General features: G+C 41.2%; 15 protein-coding genes. 7 read left to right on the top strand and 8 right to left on the bottom strand.

The annotated features are described in order from the left end of the window. Positions 1–73: 73 nt before the first annotated feature. The gene (gene rlmE / locus RH40_RS13750; RefSeq protein WP_009602174.1) at positions 74–703 is read right to left on the bottom strand and encodes a 23S rRNA (uridine(2552)-2'-O)-methyltransferase RlmE; all 630 of its coding nucleotides are present in this window, start codon (positions 701–703) and stop codon (positions 74–76) included. A 112-nt stretch (positions 704–815) separates the two neighbouring features. Here rlmE and yhbY point away from each other — a divergent pair, with 112 nt between their 5' ends. Further along, positions 816–1,112, top strand: a complete 297-nt coding sequence (gene yhbY, locus RH40_RS13745; RefSeq protein WP_009602173.1) for a ribosome assembly RNA-binding protein YhbY — start codon at positions 816–818, stop codon at positions 1,110–1,112. Between the two features lie 58 nt (positions 1,113–1,170). On the opposite strand, the gene greA is transcribed toward yhbY, so the two are convergent. After that, a complete protein-coding gene (gene greA / locus RH40_RS13740) occupies positions 1,171–1,644 on the bottom strand; it encodes a transcription elongation factor GreA (protein ID WP_009602172.1) in 474 nt (157 codons plus the stop codon). Between the two features lie 524 nt (positions 1,645–2,168). Here greA and RH40_RS13735 point away from each other — a divergent pair. Both RH40_RS13735 and dacB read left to right on the top strand, forming a co-directional pair. Further along, positions 2,169–3,230, top strand: coding sequence for a porin (locus tag RH40_RS13735; RefSeq protein ID WP_009602171.1), 1,062 nt, complete (start codon positions 2,169–2,171; stop codon positions 3,228–3,230). Positions 3,231–3,365: 135 nt separating this feature from the next. Continuing rightward, complete coding sequence (gene dacB / locus RH40_RS13730) at positions 3,366–4,748, top strand: serine-type D-Ala-D-Ala carboxypeptidase (RefSeq protein WP_241209897.1); 1,383 nt, start codon at positions 3,366–3,368, stop codon at positions 4,746–4,748. Here dacB and RH40_RS13725 read toward each other — a convergent pair. Both RH40_RS13725 and tyrS read right to left on the bottom strand, forming a co-directional pair. Then, the gene (locus RH40_RS13725) at positions 4,727–5,572 is read right to left on the bottom strand and encodes a magnesium transporter (RefSeq protein ID WP_009602169.1); all 846 of its coding nucleotides are present in this window, start codon (positions 5,570–5,572) and stop codon (positions 4,727–4,729) included. The two genes, dacB and RH40_RS13725, sit on opposite strands and share 22 nt — an antisense overlap. A 358-nt stretch (positions 5,573–5,930) precedes the next feature. After that, positions 5,931–7,118 (bottom strand): tyrosine--tRNA ligase, encoded by a 1,188-nt coding sequence (gene tyrS, locus RH40_RS13720; RefSeq protein ID WP_009602167.1) that lies wholly within the window; start codon positions 7,116–7,118, stop codon positions 5,931–5,933. 129 nt (positions 7,119–7,247) lie between these two features. Between tyrS and shyC the strand changes: the two genes are divergently transcribed. Further along, positions 7,248–8,534 (top strand): peptidoglycan DD-endopeptidase ShyC, encoded by a 1,287-nt coding sequence (gene shyC / locus RH40_RS13715; RefSeq protein WP_009602166.1) that lies wholly within the window; start codon positions 7,248–7,250, stop codon positions 8,532–8,534. 23 nt (positions 8,535–8,557) lie between these two features. Here shyC and RH40_RS13710 read toward each other — a convergent pair whose 3' ends face one another. From RH40_RS13710 to erpA, 3 genes are all read right to left on the bottom strand, one after another. Next, a complete protein-coding gene (locus RH40_RS13710) occupies positions 8,558–11,653 on the bottom strand; it encodes an efflux RND transporter permease subunit (protein WP_009602165.1) in 3,096 nt (1,031 codons plus the stop codon). A gap of 11 nt (positions 11,654–11,664) precedes the next feature. After that, a complete protein-coding gene (locus RH40_RS13705) occupies positions 11,665–12,741 on the bottom strand; it encodes an efflux RND transporter periplasmic adaptor subunit (protein WP_039954734.1) in 1,077 nt (358 codons plus the stop codon). A 229-nt stretch (positions 12,742–12,970) separates the two neighbouring features. Next, positions 12,971–13,312: an iron-sulfur cluster insertion protein ErpA gene (erpA, locus tag RH40_RS13700; RefSeq protein WP_004742653.1), complete on the bottom strand. Its 342-nt coding sequence runs from the start codon at positions 13,310–13,312 to the stop codon at positions 12,971–12,973. A 245-nt stretch (positions 13,313–13,557) separates the two neighbouring features. Between erpA and hemL the strand changes: the two genes are divergently transcribed. After that, positions 13,558–14,850: a glutamate-1-semialdehyde 2,1-aminomutase gene (gene hemL, locus RH40_RS13695; protein WP_009602158.1), complete on the top strand. Its 1,293-nt coding sequence runs from the start codon at positions 13,558–13,560 to the stop codon at positions 14,848–14,850. 182 nt (positions 14,851–15,032) lie between these two features. Here the strand turns inward: hemL and RH40_RS13690 are convergent, their stop codons facing one another. Further along, on the bottom strand, positions 15,033–15,929 hold the full coding sequence (locus RH40_RS13690; RefSeq protein WP_009602157.1) for a DMT family transporter: 897 nt from the start codon (positions 15,927–15,929) through the stop codon (positions 15,033–15,035). Between the two features lie 685 nt (positions 15,930–16,614). On the opposite strand from RH40_RS13690, the gene RH40_RS13685 reads away from it, so the two are divergent. Beyond that, the gene (locus tag RH40_RS13685; RefSeq protein ID WP_009602156.1) at positions 16,615–17,700 is read left to right on the top strand and encodes an AI-2E family transporter; all 1,086 of its coding nucleotides are present in this window, start codon (positions 16,615–16,617) and stop codon (positions 17,698–17,700) included. A 76-nt stretch (positions 17,701–17,776) separates the two neighbouring features. Beyond that, entirely contained in the window at positions 17,777–18,799 is a 1,023-nt protein-coding gene (gene rsmC, locus RH40_RS13680; RefSeq protein ID WP_009602155.1) for a 16S rRNA (guanine(1207)-N(2))-methyltransferase RsmC, read from the top strand. The last annotated feature ends 162 nt before the right edge of the window (positions 18,800–18,961 follow it).

The following is an 18,961-nucleotide window of genomic DNA, read 5'->3' as shown; positions in this document are numbered from 1 at the left end:
TAATTGAAGGTAGGGTACTACAGATTATACCCTGTAGCTATAGTGTTAATAGTTCCATATACGTACGAAACCGTTAACCTTTGTAACCAGTGGCTACAATAAAGACTTCTCGTGAGCGAGCTCTCGAAGAGTCAGGTTTTCTTACTTTTACGACTTTGAACAACTCTCGGACTTCTTTTACGAAATTATCAAATCCTTCACCTTGGAATACTTTGACAACAAAGCTTCCGTTGGGAGCTAAGACTTGTCTACACATATCAAGCGCAAGTTCAACCAAATACATTGCTCTTGGTTGGTCAACACTGTTATTGCCTGCAATATTTGGAGCCATATCAGACATCACAACATCAACCATTTCAGGACTAATGCGTTCTAACAATGCATCAAGAACAGCTTCGTCTCTGAAATCACCTTGTAAAAAGCTTACACCGGAGATTGGATCCATCGGTAACAAATCACACGCGATGATTTGCCCCTTCTCACCTACAATCTTAGCAGCAAATTGTGACCAACCACCGGGAGCAGCTCCCAAATCAACCACTGTCATATTAGGTTTTAGTAACTTATCTTTATTTTGGATCTCTTCTATTTTGAAATAAGCACGCGAGCGATAGCCTTTTTTACGAGCTTCGTTTGCATATTTATCGTCAAAATGCTCCTTTAGCCAACGGCCAGAGCTAGCAGAGTGTTTTTGTTTGCTCATTTGTTACCTAACAAATATCAGGGCAACGAGCCCAATAAATAATAGTCTTCAGCATAAGATGGCGTTAAAATATCAGTTTTCAACCCTAAATATAAAGAAAATTGGCCGCATAATGAACTTAAGCACCAAACAAAAGCAACATCTGAAAGGCCTTGCCCATAGTCTAAAGCCAGTAGTGCTACTAGGCGCTAATGGACTTACTGAGGCTGTTCTGGCAGAAATTGAGATTGCGCTCGATCACCACGAGCTGATTAAAGTCAAAGTCGCATCAGAAGATCGAGAAACTAAGAATCTAATTATTGAAGCTATTATTCGCGAAACAAAAGCGGAGAAAGTGCAAGTAATAGGCAAAACCCTAGTTCTGTTCCGTCAATCACAAGAACGTAAAATTGAGCTACCGAGAAAGTAGTCTCGTGGGAAGATAAAAAAAAGGTCGCTGACGCGACCTTTTCAAAATCTATTCAGTTCTAGATATACTGGACACTGTCGATTTCAAAGTCTCTGTCTCCGCCCGGCGTAGAAATAACGACTTCATCACCTTCCATTTTACCTATCAGCCCACGTGCAATAGGGGAACTGACCGAGATCAATCCAGATTTGATATCAGCCTCATCATCTCCAACAATTTGGTAAGTTTTTTCATCTTCCGTATCGCAATCAATTAGAGTTACGGTAGCACCAAAAATCACTTTACCTGTGTTGTCCATTTTTGTCACATCAATGACCTGAGCAACGGAGAGCTTGTATTCAATATCGCGTATCTGCGCCTCACAAATACCTTGCTCTTCACGTGCAGCATGATATTCAGCATTTTCTTTTAAATCACCTAACTCTCGGGCCTCTGCAATCGCTTCAGAGATTTTAGGTCGCAGTTTTAGCAACCGATCAAGTTCGTCGCGGAGTTTAAGTTCTCCGCGCAATGTCATTGGGACTTTTTCCATTACTTACCTCATTCCAAAGCTTACCTTCGGACAAAATAATTTCACCTAATCAGTCGATTAGGAAGAAGAGTTTAATTTCTAATTTAGGCTAGTGTAAACAAACTTTGCGTATAGATCACTCTAATAATTTTTTGTGATATAGATCAACAGTAAAAAGAATCCTACCTCTTATAAAAACCAATAAATCATGAAGAAAAATTAACTCAACGAATACAAAAAAAATAAAAAAAAATAAATAACAAAAAAGTCAACAATGTAAAAAAATGCCATTTAAATCCTTATTTATCATATGTTTGATTTTTATTTTTAAAAAATAAAACATTGTTCACGTTTGATATTTATATTGTTTTACTAACAAGGAATGGAACTTTCGCTGTAAAACTTTCCTCACCAAAGATTCTGTGGCGTTCGATATGCAAGTGGTTTGCTATCAAGTTATTACCTCATGCCCTAGACCGAACACTATCAGAGTGAGCACGAGTTAGCTCAAAACCATTTATGGACAGTAAATTAGGACTTACAAGATGAACAAAACAATTATCGCTCTAGCAGTTTCTGCTGCTGCAGTAGCATCAGGCGCAAATGCAGCCGAGCTATATAATCAAGACGGTACATCTCTTACACTGGGCGGCCGTGCTGAAGCTCGTATGGCAATGAAAGATGGCAAAGCAGAGGATAACTCTCGCGTGCGCGTCAACATCGAAGGAAAGACTCAAATCACAGATAGCCTCTATGGTATCGGTTTTTACGAGGGTCAGTTTACCTCTAATGAAAAAGGCCGTGATACAGACTCTAGCGAAGATAGCGTAACAAACCGTTATCTATACGGTGGTATCGGCGGTAACTTTGGTGAAGTCACTTACGGTAAAAACGAAGGTGCTCTAGGCGTAATCACTGATTTTACTGATATCATGGCGTACCACGGTAACTCAGCAGCGTACAAAATCGCGATTGCCGATCGTACGGATAACATGTTGACATACAAAGGCCAGTTCGACGATTTAAGCGTAAAAGCTAGCTATCGCTTTGCTGATGCCAAAGAATCATCAAACTCAAAAGATAGCCTTGATGACAATGATGCAGATGGCTACTCTCTATCAACTGTCTACGCTATCGGTGATTCAGGTGTGAAACTGGGTGCAGGTTATGCAGACGGTAACCAGTACGTAACTAAGTTCAAAAACGCAACAGTAGCATCAACACTGCTTGATCGTAGCCAATATATGCTAGCGGCTTCTTATGAAATCAGTGATTTCTACTTCGCAGCTAACTATGTTGATGGCCAAGACAAGTTGAAAAATGGCTCTGATAAAGTAGATAAAACAGGTTACGAATTCGCTGCAGCATACACAATGGATAAGACTGTATTTACTACTACCTACAACAAGCTTCGTGACAAGGTCGAAGGCGGTAATAAATATGATACAGCAGACAATATCGCTGTTGATGCAACTTACTACTTCAAGCCAAACTTCCGTGGATATGTGTCTTATAACTTCAACTTACTTGATGAAGATACGGACAACAACATCACTAAAGCAATGGCAGACGACGAAGTTGCTCTAGGTCTACGTTACGACTTCTAATTTTTCGAGATAAACATCGAATCAAACGCCTGCTCTCTAGCAGGCGTTTTTTTTAACCGTTATACTAAGAGGCGATTCATTTTTTCGGTATTTTGTCTTATGTGGCGTTCACTCTGTGTATGTTCTGCTATTTTAATGTCAGTAGTGACTGCTCATGCGATACATGCATCAACGTTTGTTGATAAGCTTCCCAATTCTACGCGCTCTGCGACGCTAATTGAATCTCTCAATGATTCAGTACGCTATCAAAATACAGAAAACCAGAATCAACTTTTCCCCCCAGCAAGTACCTTAAAACTGGTGACCGCATTAGCAGCAAAATTGGAACTTAAAGAGAGCTTTCGATTTAAGACTCGACTTACCCAGCATAACAACGATTTTGTCATTCATTTTAGTGGTGATCCTACTCTCACCAACAAAGATTTGAAGCAGCTCCTTTCATCAATACCCAAACACCAAAAGATCCATAATATATGGTTAGACAATACCGCTTTTAGTGGCTATGACAGAGCTGTAGGATGGCCTTGGGATATCTTAGGCGTGTGCTACAGCGCGCCAGCAAGCGCAATTACCTTAGATAATAACTGTGTTCAGGCTTCTATTTATACCCAAAAAAACGGTAGCACTAGAGTTTATGTACCTGAACACCAACCTATTTATGTATCAACGCTGGCAAAGTCAGTGTCAAAAACAGAACAAGAATCGACCCTTTGCAAACTCGAACTCACATCATCACAAGAAAACCATTACCAGCTCCAAGGCTGTTTATCTCAACGAAAAAAACCACTACCACTTAAGTTTGCAGTACAAAACCCTGCACTCTACACACAACGTATTACCAGTGGTCTTATTAATCAATTACAATTATCGATTTCAGGTGAGGTAAAAGTAGGAACTCCCTCCACACAAGGCAGAACGCTCGCTGTACACCAATCTGTTTCATTGGATGAGTTGCTTGAAGCCATGCTCAAAAAATCTGACAATCTTATCGCCGATAACTTGACCAAGACCCTTGGAGCACACTTTTATCACCAACCCGGAAGCTTTGATAATGGAATTGAAGCGATAAAACAAATCTTATTCTCTAGAGCTGGCATTGATATCGAGCAAACGCCATTAGCGGATGGCTCAGGATTGTCTCGTAATAATCGCTTCAGTGCACAGAATATGGCAAATGTGCTGCGTTACATTTGGCAAAATGACAAACAGCTAGGATTAATAAAATTAATGCCATATTCAGGTCAAAGCGGGACCTTAAAGTACCGTAAGAGTATGCGTAAAGCGCCGATAAAAGGGCAAATAATAGCCAAAAGTGGTTCCCTTTATGGTAGTCATAATATGGCAGGCTTTGGTCTCGATAAAGATGGTCGGCCCACCACACTTTTCATCCAGTTTGTTACCGATTATTATCCAATAAAACAGAGCAACAAGAAAAAAACTGTTGCTCCCATTATCCAATTCGAAAAGATGTTTTATCAAGAAGTGGTTAAATTCAGTCAAGCAATCCCCAAGACATGATTGACCACAGTGAAATAGATCCACATCCCTGAGATATCAACAATAGAGGCTAGTACCGGACTCACCAGTACTGCAGGATCGAGATTCATAGCTCTGGCTGCGATAGGTAGCAAACCACCGAGTGTGGTTGACATTGTCACCTGAATAAAAAGAGCAAACGCAATAGCAAGAGCAATCAAATGAAGTTCAAAACCGCCTGTTGAAGCACCATCACTAAACAACATGACTCTAGCCAACATCACGCTCGCAATGGCAATACCAAGAAAAATCGCCACTCGAATTTCCTTCCAGAACACAGCAAGCCACTGACGTTTTTTTAACTCACCAGTAGCAAGAGCACGAACAACAAGCGTTGCAGCTTGGCTACCTGTATTCCCTCCTGCAGCAGCGATCACAGGCATATAAATAGCCAATAACACCAATTGACTTAACGTATCTTCGTACTGATGAATAATCAAACCCGACACGATACCTAACAGTGCAAGTGCGATAATCCATCCAATTCGCTGCCGCACATGATTGAAAACCGATGTTTGTAAATAACTTTTGGCACTCTCTGCTTCTGAATGAATAAGACCGAGCTGATGAGCGTAATGACGAGCTAGTTTGTCTTGCCCTTCTTTATCTAGCTTGTTAATTAAATTCTGTACACTTTCTAAAGAGCAACGTTTCAGAATTGCGACAGCTTCTTCAAGAGGCATTACCGTCAGTAATCTGATTTGTTGGCCTTGTGAGTACTTTAAAAAAGCGCAGTGGGCCGCACAAATTTCCTGATGGGAAAACTGTGTGGCTGTATCGATATTTGTTTCTTGCATTACCGTCATGGCGAATCTCCCGATTGGCAAAGGTAACGACCATCCGACAACAAACTCAAATTCGGTTTAACAATAATATAATGCGATGGCTGAGTTCGAGTCAGACTCTTCAGTACTGTGTGGGGAAAATGTGATAATTGAGAAATACGCTCTACCGCAATGGTAAAGCCTGATTAATGAACGATACCAAAGTGATCTAATTTTCCCCCCTGATACTTGGAGGATGGTCGATATTGTTCATAAAAATCTCCGAATGAGCTATCAATTTGATAGCGCGAGGATACTAGCAAAAAATAGAGAGTTGCAAAGTCAAAATGGTGTCAAAAGTGATAGACAATAAAAAGCGCCCCGCTGGGACGCTCTCTGACTAGCCTATTGTGAGGCGAGCAAACTTTCGCTTTCCGACTTGAAAAACATACGTTCCCTGCTCTGGAGTAAATTTGGCATCCGCTACTTTCTCACCATCGATCTTAGCAGCGCCTTGTTTTACCATACGCATAGCCTCTGAAGTCGAACTACATAAGCCAGCATCCTTAAGAAGGTTACTGACAGGCGTTCCTAACGTAAAATTAAACTCTGGCATTTCTTCAGGAATTTGATTTTTAGCGAAACGATTAACAAATTCTTGTTCAGCAGCATCAGCATCAACTTCTGAATGAAAACGAGCAATGATTTCTTTTGCTAGTAAAACTTTCACATCACGCGGGTTTTGACCTTGAGCGATAGATGCTTTGAGATCAGCAATTTCGCTAAGCGGACGAAATGAGAGGAGATCGTAGTAGTCCCACATTAAGTCGTCAGAAATTGACATGATTTTACCAAACATTTCGCTTGGGGCTTCACTGATACCAATGTAGTTATTGGCTGACTTAGACATTTTTTTCTCACCATCTAAGCCAACTAAGAGCGGCATCATCAATACAACCTGCGGCTTCTGTCCATTAGATTTTTGCAGCTCTCTTCCCATAAGCAAATTAAATTTTTGGTCTGTGCCACCCAATTCGACATCCGTTTCCATTGCTACAGAATCCCACCCTTGAAGCAGCGGGTACATAAACTCATGAATAGCAATAGGTTGACCACCAGAATAGCGTTTTTTGAAGTCATCACGCTCAAGCATTCGAGCTACAGTTTGATTTGCTGCAAGACGAATCATGCCCTCTGCACCTAATTCAGAGAGCCACTCCGAGTTAAACTGAATCTTGGTTTTATTAGGATCAAGAATCTTGAAGACTTGCTCTTTGTATGTCTCTGCGTTTTTAAGGACATCTTCCCGACTCAGCGGAGGGCGGGTACTATTTTTCCCAGTCGGGTCACCAACCATTGCAGTGAAATCACCAATTAAGAACGTCACCTCATGCCCTAATTCTTGGAACAAGCGTAACTTATTGAAAATCACTGTATGTCCGAGATGAATATCAGGCGCTGTTGGATCCGCACCTAATTTTATCCGTAAAGGTCGCCCTTCTTTCAGTTTCGCGATCAACTCTTCTTCTGGAATTAGCTCTTCAACACCGCGTTTAATCTCGGCTAGTGCAGCTTCAATGCTCGCCATTCTTGTTCACTCCCACAGATTTGGCAAAAATTTGTTAGTTTGACATCTTACTTGAATAGCGATGTTTTTTGAAACCAGTTAGACTAATCAGCTAAGCTTTTTTCTATAATTTCAAAAAACGGACATAAAATGCTGTCTATTTTCGCTCGATTACCACTGATGCATCGAGCTCTTATTACTTTATTAAGCGTCATCATCATTGCGAGTCTATTTCTACCCGCCCCCATTGATTTGCGTCAAAGTGAAACGGTGTATCAAATAGGTCAGGCTTACCCGATAGAAATAAATAGTGAGCAGCTATCTATCGAAAAAAATGAACCAACTCATTCCTTCTTGAGCTGGGAAGAATATAAAATCGGTCCCGGCGACAGTATGGCTCTTCTATTTCAAAGAGCTGGATTGTCATCAAGATTACTCTACGAATTAACGTCAACGAGTAAAGAAATACAAGAGCAATTAACGAGAGTGAAACCAGGAGATAAATTTCAACTTGGTTTTGATGAGCAGCACGAGTTAGTACAGATAAAACGCCAACTGAGCCCTTATAAAACCTTTTTAATAACAAAGTCATCACCAGGCTACACATCTAGAGTTGAACAGAAGAAAGTTAACTACCAGTTCAATTATGCTGAGGCGAATATTCAATCCAATTTTTGGAATGCAGGTGTTAGTGCTGGTCTGACTCCCAATCAAATAATGGAACTGGCTGGAATTTTTGGCTGGGACATCGACTTTGCCCTTGATATTCGTAAAGGTGATAGCTTTAAAATCCTCTATCAGGAAAAAATCGTTGAAGGTGAAGTCATTGGCCGTGGTCAAATCATTGCGGCCATATTTACCAATCAGGGAGATACCTTCAAAGCAATTCTTGATGACGCCACTGGTAATTATTATGACGAAAATGGACGGGCCATGAAAAAAGCGTTTCTGCGCTCGCCTTTGGACTTTCGCCGTGTATCCTCAAACTTTAACCCCAGTAGACGCCATCCTGTAACAGGAAAAGTGAGAGCTCACCGAGGTACCGATTACGCAGCACCCGTCGGTACACCGATTTGGGCAGCAGGTGATGGTCTTGTTATAAAATCAAGCTATAACCAATTCAACGGTAATTATGTTTTTATAAAACACAGTAATACATATATAACCAAATACTTACATCTTAAAAGACGTAAGGTAAAAACGGGGCAGCGTGTCAAACAAGGTCAGACTATAGGCACGTTAGGGGGAACAGGGCGCGTAACAGGTCCCCATTTGCACTACGAATTTTTAGTTCACGGAGTGCACAAAAACCCGCGAACGGTGAAGTTGCCGCAATCGAAGTCATTAACAGGGAAAGCCAAAACCACCTACATAGCAAACGCCAAGCTTCGTCTTGCAAAGCTATCACGCTATAGTGAATTGCTCGCAAAGCCCTAATTGATGCCCTGCTCAAGCAGGGCTCATCGGTCCTTTTCGACCGTCTTTTCACGTTGAATCATTAATAGACAAGGAGTGAGGATTAGAGTGAGTAGAGTCGCAAATGCTAATCCTCCTACGACCGAAGTGGCAAGTTGAGACCACCACTGAGTACTGGGCGCACCAAATTCAACTTTCTGATGGATAAGGTCGATGTTCATTTCGAGCACCATAGGTAATAAACCTAAAATAGTGGTTACAGTAGTCAGCAATACTGGTCTCAAGCGCTGAATACCCGTGCGTAGGATGGCTTCTTTTTTTCTCAAACCACGACTTATCTGATGGTTATATGTGTCGATGAAGACAATATTATTATTCACAACAATGCCCGCTAAGGCAATGACGCCAATTCCTGACATGATAATGCCAAAGGGCTTTTGAAAGACAAGCAGACCAATAAAGACGCCAACCGTCGAAAATACAATCGCACTTAAAATTAAAAATGCTTGGTAAAAACTATTAAATTGAGTGACAAGAATGAGTGCAATGGCAGCAAGTGCAACAATAAACGCGTGCTTTAAAAACTCTGATGAGTTGTTTTGTTCCTCGTTTTGTCCTCGAAGAGTAAACGAAACTGACCTAGGTAAATTTAGCTGGTTAATTGCACGCTCTATTTTAGGTAGCTCCAAAGCAAGATTATATCCTTCTTTAATATCGGCACTCACGTTAATAATCCGCTGCCCGTTAACACGTTTGATTGACCCTTGTTTCGGTTCAGCAACGATATCTGCAAAGTTTATGATTGGGACTAAACCGCCCTCTGTTTTAACTCTGAGCTTTTCCAATCGTCCTATGTCACGCTTATCTCCGGGATAACGAACAACAATATCTACCTCTTCTGAAGCATCATCAGGTAAATATCCGCCAATTTTTAGGCCATTGGTCATAAATTGAATCGTATTCCCCACCATAGTGGTGTCCGCATTAAACCTAGAAGCATCATCACGACGAATCTCAACTTGCCAGTCAATACCCGGCTTTGGCGCGCTGTCGTTTATTTGTTCGAGAGAGGCATAGTTCGAAGCCCAATCTCTTATTAAGCGAGCACTGAGATTGAGGTCATCAAAGGACATCGAAGAGAGCTGGATAATCAGATCATTTTTACTCGGAGGACCAGCCTTGGGAAACTTATATTCTATCTCGACACCAGCATATTGATCGGTTTTTTTCTTAAGTTCTTTAATAATATCGCGAACACTCACTCGATATTGCCAATCAACCGGAGTAATTTGAATCTGCCCAATTTCATTTTTTCCTCCAGTCTTGGTATAAAAACCACTCAAATATTCGGTATCGACAATAATTGCTTCTATATCCCTCATTATTCGATCTTTTTCATCCAGAGAAAGATCCCCATATGCACGTACTTTTAAAGTAAAAAACGGAGGATCAACTTCGGGGAAAAATTCAGCCCCAAGACCAGCTCTATTATAGGAAAGCCCGACTAAAACAGTAACCGCTATTGCTAGCAGTAGAATTTTAATTGGGTGAGCTATCGCTAATTTTAAAGTTCGATAATAGAGTCGTGTCCAACCCGTCAGATCCTCCATATTGCCATCATGGAGTAATTTCATCGCCCTATTTTGATTCGCTGTTAATTGCTGTGGTTGGCCAATTAAACTCCCAAGGACAGGAATAACTAAAAGAGCCATAACCAAAGAAGCACTTAAGGTAGCGATAAGCGTGATAGGAAGATACTTCATAAACTCCCCCGTCACATCGGGCCAAAAAAGCAAAGGGGCAAAAGCAGATAATGTCGTTGCGGTCGAGGCTATGATAGGCCAAGCCATTCTCTTCGCCGCATCGCGATAGGCGTGACTTCTCAGTACCCCTTCTTGCATTCGTCTTTCAGCAAATTCAGTCACGACAATCGCACCATCAACAAGCATACCTACAGCCATAATAAATGAAAACAGAACGACGATATTGACCGTTAAACCAAATAGGGAAAGCATCAAAAGCCCGGTGAGAAATGAGCCTGGGATTGAAACACCAACTAAAAAGGCAGTGCGCCCACCCAAAACAGCAACGATGACAATCACCACCAAAATAATTGCAGATAAGATATTGTTTTGCAGATCATTTAGCATGACTTGGACATCTTCAGATTGATCCCAAGTGTATTCGATCATTAAATTTTCAGGCCATGAAGAAAGAGACTTCGCTTTGTTTATCTCTTGTTTGACAAGCTCCACGGTTTCTATAATGTTTTCTCCAGCACGCTTTTTAATGTCAAGAACGACGGCTTGCTCACCATTAAACCTCGCATAGCTATCTGGATCGCGGAAAGCTCGCCTGACCTCTGCAATATCACCAAAAGTAACCACCTGTTTACCATCAACTTTTATAGGCAGCTCCAAAATATCCTTAAGCGAGTTGAATACGGACGGCACATTGACCGAAAAACGTCCAAAACCATTATCAGTAAATCCAGCCGCCACAACACGATTATTCAGTGAAATCAAACGATATATATCACTCTGATCTAATTGATAGCTCTCCATGAGCAGTGGATCGACAAGTATCTCGACTATATCTTGTCTGTCTCCGGCAATATCAACCGATAAAACTTGCCGATAACTCTCGAGGTTGTCTCTAAAGCTCCTCGCTATTTGAACCAAAGTACGTTCAGGTACGGTACCGTAAAAAACCACCGAAAGAACTGGCTCCTGAGAGGCTAAGGTCACTTCATTAACCGAAGGCTCATCACTATCATTTGGCAACTTGGGCTTAGCAAGATCTACAGCTTCTCTCACATCAATGAGAGCCGTGTCTAAATTTGCCCCTACAGCAAACTCCAGCATAACTGAAGCGTTCCCCTCCCTTGCTGTAGAGGTCATTTCTTTGACTCCCTCTATCGCACGCAATTCTTGCTCTAATGGCCGTACGATAAGACGCTCTGCATCCATCGGAGAGATACCAGAATGATCAACAGATACATAGATAACCGGAATTGTAATATCTGGACTCGATTCTTTGGGTATGATGGTGTAGATAATGCTGCCCATAATCATGATAAATACCAGCATCACCATCATTGAACGTGCTCGGTTGAGAGAGGCATCAATGAGAGAAAACATACGCCCTACCTCTACTCCGAAATGGCAATAACTTGATCGCCATCTCGTACAAAGCCCTGACCACGGGTAATTATGTCCGCGTAAGCGCCCATTCCCATGAGCCAAACGCCATCACTTTCAGCCTTTAACAAACGGATGGGAACAAACTTTACGTAATCACTCTCAACGACTTTAATACCAATATCCCCAGCTTCGTTAAGTGCGAGCACTGAAGGCGTGACCTTTATTGCCATTTCTCTACCCAAACGCAAATTTATTTCCGCACTCACACCAGCAGAAACAAGATGGTTTGGATTCGGAAGTTCAATCTCGATTGGAAAAGTATTTGTGGATGGATTCGATGTTCGAGCAATATAAATCAGCGTACCTTGTTTCTCGCTTCCATCAAGTAAACGCACCAAGGCAACCTGTCCTAGCTCAATTTCATGAATGTTCTTTTCATTAACATCAGCCATGATGACTAATTTGCTTAAATCAACCAATGAAGCGATGGGATCCCCACGCGCAACAAAATCACCGATTTCAACACTAAAATCATTCACAAAGCCTGAAAATGGGGCTTTTACCTCGGTATTTTTTAAGGCGAGTTCTGCTTTGCTGACCTGAAAGTTAGCTTCTATTAACTGTGCTTGCGCATTGGCAAATGCAATTTCACCGCTCAGTCCTTTTTTTTGCAATGCTCTAGCCGCTCGATATTCTTTCTCTTTAACTTTCAGTAACGCTTTTGCCGTATTGAGTTGTGATTTAAGATCTCCTTTATCGATACTCACTATCAACTCACCAAGCTCAACCCAGTCACCTTTTTTTACGTAGAGTTGATTAATTTTACCTGCAATTTCGGCACTCAATGTTGCTTTTTTTTGCGCCTCAGAGCGCCCATATAACTCTATTTCTTTGTATGTTGATTGAGCAGTGAATCGTGTAATGAAGACTTTGACCAGAGGGGGAGGTTGAACGGTAGAAGACTCTAAAACTGCATCATCGCTGGTATTACCGACACCAATCCATACACACAGAAGAATGAACAATGACATTGATACCAAATAAGGTTTATAAGCCAATAGTCTATGCAAGAAGGAAGTAACCATAACCCCGCCCGAAAACATAAATACAGATAAGTCATTCTCTCAGCAAATGCTTATTAAAGGATATAACTTATGAGGCTTATACCCAAGTGACTTCAAGATTGGGAATTCAGAACGCCGTTAAAAGAACGAGTTAGAGAACAGTAACGCTGTAGGATAGTGAACTTTTTTCAAGTTATCTGGCAAAGGAATCAAAAAAGGAAAAATGGCCGCTAAACGACCACTTTTTACATCAAACGCTAAATGAGGCACCACAGCCACACGTGGTCGTAGCATTAGGATTGTTGACGAAAAAACGAGAGCCTTCTAAACCTTCGGTATAGTCGACTTGCCCACCGACTAAGTATTGTAAGCTCATAGGATCAACAACTAAGGTCACACCGCTGTTAACGATCGTTGTATCACCCTCGTTCACTGACTCATCAAATGTAAAGCCGTACTGAAAACCGCTACATCCTCCACCAGTAATGTAGACTCGCAGTTTTAGGTTTGGGTTTTCTTCTTCAGCAATTAGAGCACCAACACGTTGGGCAGCTGCATCTGAAAACGTTAGGGGGATATTTACTTCACTCACGATGACCTCTCTCAGTCTCCTTTCCGACAACAGCGTTGACGGATGTATACTTTCTACTTTCTTAATTATCTAATACCTGAGCCATGCGTTCAAGTATTCACCATTTTTCGACGCACTTTTTGTCCCTATTGCATATCAATTGATGTAAAAGTAGTCAGAATGTGTCGTAAAACATTTTATTCGATCCAGCTTGAAAGGTACAATGCAGCCCACATTGGTCTGAGCAATGATAAAGAGGATATTCTATGACCAAATCATCGGAACTATTTGAAAAAGCGCAAGATACGATTCCTGGCGGGGTGAACTCTCCAGTTCGCGCCTTTAATGGAGTGGGCGGCGCACCTATCTTTGTTGAGCGTGCTGATGGGCCATTAATCTTTGATGCTGATGGGAAAGCATATATCGATTATGTCGGTTCATGGGGTCCTATGATTCTCGGACACAACAATTCCACTGTTCGTCAAGCAGTCATTGACGCAGCTCAAAGGGGATTAAGCTTTGGTGCGCCAACGGAAACAGAAATTGCCATGGCCGAATTAGTGAGAGAATTAGTTCCTTCTATGGAACAAGTTCGTATGGTTAGTTCGGGAACGGAAGCAACGATGAGTGCGATCCGACTCGCCAGAGGCTATACAGGACGTGATAAGATCATTAAATTTGAAGGCTGTTACCATGGCCATGCTGATAGTCTACTTGTCAAAGCAGGCTCCGGAGCACTGACCTTAGGGCAGCCGAGTTCACCTGGCGTACCAGAAGATTCTGCTAAACATACACTTACCGCGACCTTTAATGATTTAGACTCTGTCCAACAGTTGTTCAATGCAAATAAAGGTGATATCGCATGTATTATCGTTGAACCTGTTGCTGGGAACATGAACTGTATCCCCCCAATCGATGGATTTCATGATGGGCTACGCAAACTTTGTGACGAGCACGGCGCTTTGCTCATTTTCGATGAGGTTATGACTGGCTTTCGCGTAGCTCTGGGCGGAGCTCAAGAATATTACGGCGTAAAGCCTGATCTCACTACCCTCGGCAAAGTCATCGGTGGAGGAATGCCTGTAGGTGCCTTTGGTGGCAGCAAGAAAGTTATGCAACATATCGCCCCGACAGGGCCGGTATACCAAGCGGGAACATTATCTGGGAACCCTGTTGCTATGGCAGCGGGTCTTGCTTGTCTAAACGAACTCAAGCAAGAAGGTAATGAAAAACGCTTGGCTTCCACAACCCAACAAATTGCAGAGGGTTTCAAAGCGCTTGCTGATAAGCACAACATCCCATTAGTCATCAATCAAGTTGGTGGCATGTTTGGTTTTTTCTTTACTGAGCAAGATAGTGTAACTCGCTATGAAGATGTTGCTAAATGTGATATCGAACGCTTCAAAAAATTCTTCCATCTGATGTTAGAGCGCGGCGTTTACCTCGCTCCCTCTGCATTCGAGGCAAGCTTTACTTCCCTATCTCACGGTAGCAAAGAGATTGAGGCCACATTAGAGGCCGCAGATCACTGCTTTGAAGTTTTAGCACAAGAAGCATAAGCCTTTTATAGAAGCAGGCATTGAACTGTTTCTTATACAGATCCCTAAGCCACGGCTTGGGGATTTCTTAGATAGCTCCTTATTGGGAACAAATAATCCATCGATTAGAACTTCATCTCTAAATAACTCAATCGGTAGTGTTGCAAGTTCACACTGAGTTAGCGGGCACACTTATTTTCTATTCAACTTTTAACAAGTAGATACGTTCCTACTACTACTAAAAAAGTACCCAGCCATACACCCAGACCTATATTCTGACGAGTTATTATCCATTGAAAAGGTATAATTAGGATTGGTGAAAGCGAGCTCAAAATAAACATTTCAGCAGAGTTTCTTTGTCCGACAGCATAGAGCAAAAGCCCTGCAGCAACGACATAACCCATAAAGCCAGGCAAAATTGCTACTAGAGCCATCACCTTATTATTTTCCAACTTTGGAAATATTGGTTCCTGCCTAAGAATATCAAAGCAGATAATAGCAACTGAACATACTGATAGACGTATCCCTGCGGCCATAATAGGATCCAATCCCTCCAAAATTGGTTTTTTTAGAGCTAAGATACCTATCGCTTGCGAAAACCCTGCCAGTAATCCAGTACCGATAATAATAGAGATAGAGCCATCTACAGATTCGAGCACATGACTATTCTTGTGGGGCTTATTCAAAACAATTGCCACAATAATCCCAATAGTTACGACTATGCACCCCAGTTGACTTTCGATGCTCATTTTTTCTCCCAAAAAAACAAAACTTATAACAGCGGCGAATAAAGCTTTAGAAGTCGAAAGTAGTGCTGCTCGCCTAGGACCTCCACGTCGAACACATACCGAAAGCGAAATATTGGTTATTAGCACACCAACTACTCCACTAACTAAATAGGCAGGCCAATACCCCCAATCAATAGTATTAAATCTATCCGTTAAAAAGCAGAAACTTAATACTAAAATAGAACAACTCAAGACTTGAATTTTAACAAATGTAAAAGCACCCAAAGATCGTGTAGGAGAATAAGCGATTATTGCAGCAATTGCCCATGTTGTTGACGCACCAAGTGCGGCATAAATTGGTAATGCATCCATCTATATTATTATCCTTCCATTAATTTACATTGAGTGATGTTTAAAAAAGAAAAAGGCTAAGATACGAGCCAAAACCAAAGTGGCCTTAAGGCAATGATTTTATACCATAAAAAATTTTCGTTAATACTTTTCATCGCTAATTCTAAAGATTTTCTTAATTCATCTATTATTGGAGTTTCATTAATATAAAAATGATCACCACCGATATGATATACATTAATGTTGGGTATTTTTTTAACCACGGAAGTGAGAGTAATTTTCGATTAATATGAATTAAATAAATAAAAATTATTGTTCCTACGTAGTTCTCTATTGATAGAGTTTTTTATTGTAGAATTAGTGCCATTGAGTAATTTAGGTTGAAAATAATATTTGCCTCGTTAGTAGTTATGCTCATTTAAATCAATATCCAAAAACGCTGGTTTTTAATCTAACTTGTAGCCAGAAGGCTGCCGTTGGCAGCCTTCTATCGCCAATTTATAACAACCAAAAAGAGCAACACTAGCAAAAATAGTGTAACTCCAGACATTGAGCACTTATCTTTCTTCTTATTAGAATCACACTCTTTTTTATCACAACATCCCATTAGTACTTCCTTTAGATCGTAACTTTATGATTTAACGTTGAACCCCTCGTGATTTGAGGCCATTATACAGAAACAGTAACATACTAACGGACAATAAATGTGTCAGATAAAATCCAAATAACATCAAGCCATAAAGTCTTAATCATTGCACTTTTACTAGCTGGCTTTGCGTGTTTCTTACTTGTTGAGCCCTACATCAACTCAATAGTAATGGCGTTTATTATTTCTCTGCTCATGTTTCCGATACATGAACGTGTTGAAAGATACCTCCCCAAGCATCGGAACATTTCCTCTCTTTTGTCGTGTATCATTCTGACATTTATCATAGTTTTTCCCTTACTTTTCGTTTTTGCAGCCATCATTCAGCAAGGGTCAACATTTTCCCAAAGCGTCTATCAATGGGTCACAACAGGCGGTATACAAACGGCCTTCGAACATCCTTGGGTGGTCAAAAGCCTGGCGATTATTAACAACTATCTGCCTTTTGATAGCATTGCCCCTCAAGAAATAGCACAAAAAGTGGCTCAGTTTTCAACCTCATTTGGTACAAGATTGGTCGGGTTAAGTGCCAAAATTCTCGGTGATGCAACCAATTTTCTAATGAACTTTTTTCTGATGCTATTTGTCCTGTTTTTCCTGCTGAGGGACCACGAGAAGATCATAAGTGCAATTCGGCATATACTTCCACTTTCTCGTAGCCAAGAAGATAAACTACTTGATGAGGTTGAGCAGGTGGCAAAGTCAGCTGTCATGGGTTCATTTCTTACCGCTATTGCACAAGGACTTGCTGGTGGTATAGGTATGGCTATCGCTGGCTTCCCGGCCTTATTTTGGGGAACAATGATGGGGTTTGCCTCATTTATTCCTGTTATTGGTACCGCTCTAATTTGGATACCGGCTTCACTTTACCTGCTGCTGACAGGTGAAACTGGATTAGCGATTTTTCTCGCGGGTTTTAGCGTCTTCGTTGTGGGCTCAATTGACAACTTATTGCGGCCATTTTTAATGCAGGGCAATGGTGGAATGAATACGCTAATGATCTTCTTTTCTTTACTGGGCGGCCTTCATCTCTTCGGTTTAATTGGGCTCATCTATGGACCAATTATCTTTGCTGTCACCGTAGTATTATTTCACATCTACGAAGAAGAATTTCAAGGCTTCTTAGATCAGCAAGATAAGAGTTAGCTCCCTTGCTATTTTCTCTTCAAGAGCAGCTTAGAATATGAGAAAATCTAAGCTGTTTTTTATCATTGAGTAACCCATGTCCGCCTATATTGCACCTAGTCAAATTGCCCAGAGACAGCTTGTACATTTTGCAGGTAAAAATGTCTTAGTTGCTGGAGAAGTCGAAGACCTGTTCCCAATTGAACTGAGCCATACGTGCAACTCTGTTTGCGTGTTTACGACCAATTATGGTTACCATAGAAAACTATCGGCCTATTCGGAGGTTCAAAGCATCTTTGCTGCCGAACTAAATGAAGAGGTTAATGCTGATTTGCTACTACTCTATTGGCCTAAAGCAAAAGCAGAAGCCGAATACCTCTTGAATATGCTGCTGGCAAAACTTGGCGTTAATACCGAAGTTGTTGTGGTTGGTGAAAACCGTTCGGGTATAAAAAGTATTGAAAAGATGTTTCGTCGCTTTGGTCACATCAAAAAATACGACTCCGCAAGGCGATGCTCCTACTATTGGGGACAGTGTATTGAAGAGCCCCCAAGATTTGTTTTTGAGCAGTGGTTTAAAGAATATCAGGTTGAATACCGAGATATGAGCCTTATCATCAGAAGCTTACCAGGTGTCTTCAGCCACGGAGAGTTCGATGTTGGTAGTCAGTTATTACTTGATAATCTTCCTGATATTGATGGGAAAGTACTAGATTTTGGCTGTGGTGCCGGGGTAATAGGGTGTGTAATCGCGAAACTGAACCCCGATATAGAGCTCGAAATGTGTGATATCAGTGCACTGGCGGTAGCATCAAGCCAAGCTACACTCGAAAGAAACCAGTTAAATGGGAATGTATTTGCTTCGGATGTATACTCAGATACAGGTTCAGATTATCACTTTATCGTCAGTAACCCGCCTTTTCATGCGGGACTCGAAACAAGCTATAGTGCCACTGAAAGCCTATTAGGTAATTCCCCTTCACACCTAAAAAGCAATGGTACAATCCTCATAGTGGCGAATAGTTTTTTAAAATATCCTCCCATTATTGAAGCGGCTTTTGGTCATTGCAATACCCTGAGTAAAACCAATAAGTTCGTTATTTATCAAGCGAAAAAATAAACCTTAAGACTGGCTAGGGATAACTCCAGCTGGTCAAAAGGAATGCAATGCGATTAAATTGGGCTAGCCTCCACGCTTTCTTTCAGAATCACTTGTCAAAGTAGAAAAAAACATTAAGTTTGAATATCGCTTAGAGATAATTTTCTAGTTTACAGTTGTTTA

Source organism: Vibrio caribbeanicus ATCC BAA-2122, assembly GCF_000165125.1.
In the GTDB taxonomy this organism is placed as follows: domain Bacteria; phylum Pseudomonadota; class Gammaproteobacteria; order Enterobacterales; family Vibrionaceae; genus Vibrio; species Vibrio caribbeanicus.
Note: the sequence above shows the minus strand (reverse complement) of the source record. Positions and strands in the feature narration are given on the sequence as shown.